The sequence below is a fragment of the Streptomyces antioxidans genome (assembly GCF_000968685.2).
Classification (GTDB): domain Bacteria; phylum Actinomycetota; class Actinomycetes; order Streptomycetales; family Streptomycetaceae; genus Streptomyces; species Streptomyces antioxidans.
Map to the genome: position 1 here is coordinate 1 of NZ_LAKD02000135.1, position 956 is coordinate 956.

Consider the following 956-nt stretch of genomic DNA (forward strand, 5'->3'; position numbering starts at 1 on the left):
GATGAAGCCTATGCGCTGGGTGGTGACACCCCGGCGGCCAGCTATCTCGACCAGGCCAAGGTCCTGGCCGCGGCCGCCGAATCCGGCGCCGACGCCATCCACCCCGGCTACGGCTTCCTCTCCGAGAACGCCGAGTTCGCCCAGGCCGTCCTCGACGCCGGACTGACCTGGATCGGTCCCCCGCCCCACGCCATCCGCGACCTGGGCGACAAGGTCGCCGCCCGCCACATCGCCCAGCGCGCCGGCGCCCCCCTGGTCGCCGGCACCCCCGACCCCGTCTCCGGCGCCGACGAAGTCCTCGCCTTCGCCGAACAACACGGCCTGCCCATCGCCATCAAAGCCGCCTTCGGCGGCGGCGGCCGCGGCCTGAAAGTCGCCCGCACCCTCGAAGAGGTCCCCGAGCTCTACGACTCCGCCGTCCGCGAAGCCGTGGCCGCCTTCGGCCGCGGCGAATGCTTCGTCGAGCGCTACCTGGACAAGCCCCGCCACGTCGAGACCCAGTGCCTGGCCGACACCCACGGCAACGTCATCGTGGTCTCCACCCGCGACTGCTCCCTCCAGCGCCGCCACCAAAAACTCGTCGAAGAAGCCCCCGCCCCCTTCCTCACCGACGAGCAGAACACCCAGCTCTACACCGCCTCCAAAGCCATCCTCAAAGAAGCGGGCTACGTCGGGGCGGGCACGGTGGAGTTCCTGGTCGGCAACGACGGCACCATCTCCTTCCTGGAGGTCAACACCCGCCTCCAGGTCGAACACCCGGTCACCGAAGAGGTCACCGGCATCGACCTGGTCCGGGAGATGTTCCGCATCGCCGACGGCGAGGCCATCGGCTACGACGACCCCCCGGTGCGCGGACACTCATTGGAGTTCCGGATCAACGGTGAGGACCCGGGCCGCAACTTCCTGCCCGCTCCGGGCACGGTGACCTCCTTCGTGCCACCCGCCGGGCCCGGGGT

1 protein-coding gene is annotated in these 956 nt (G+C 70.4%); it reads left to right on the forward strand.

Features of this window, described 5'->3' with window-relative positions; genetic code table 11:
* The coding region (locus VT50_RS36020) for an acetyl-CoA carboxylase biotin carboxylase subunit (protein ID WP_143645326.1) at positions 1–956 on the forward strand (956 nt) is incomplete at both ends.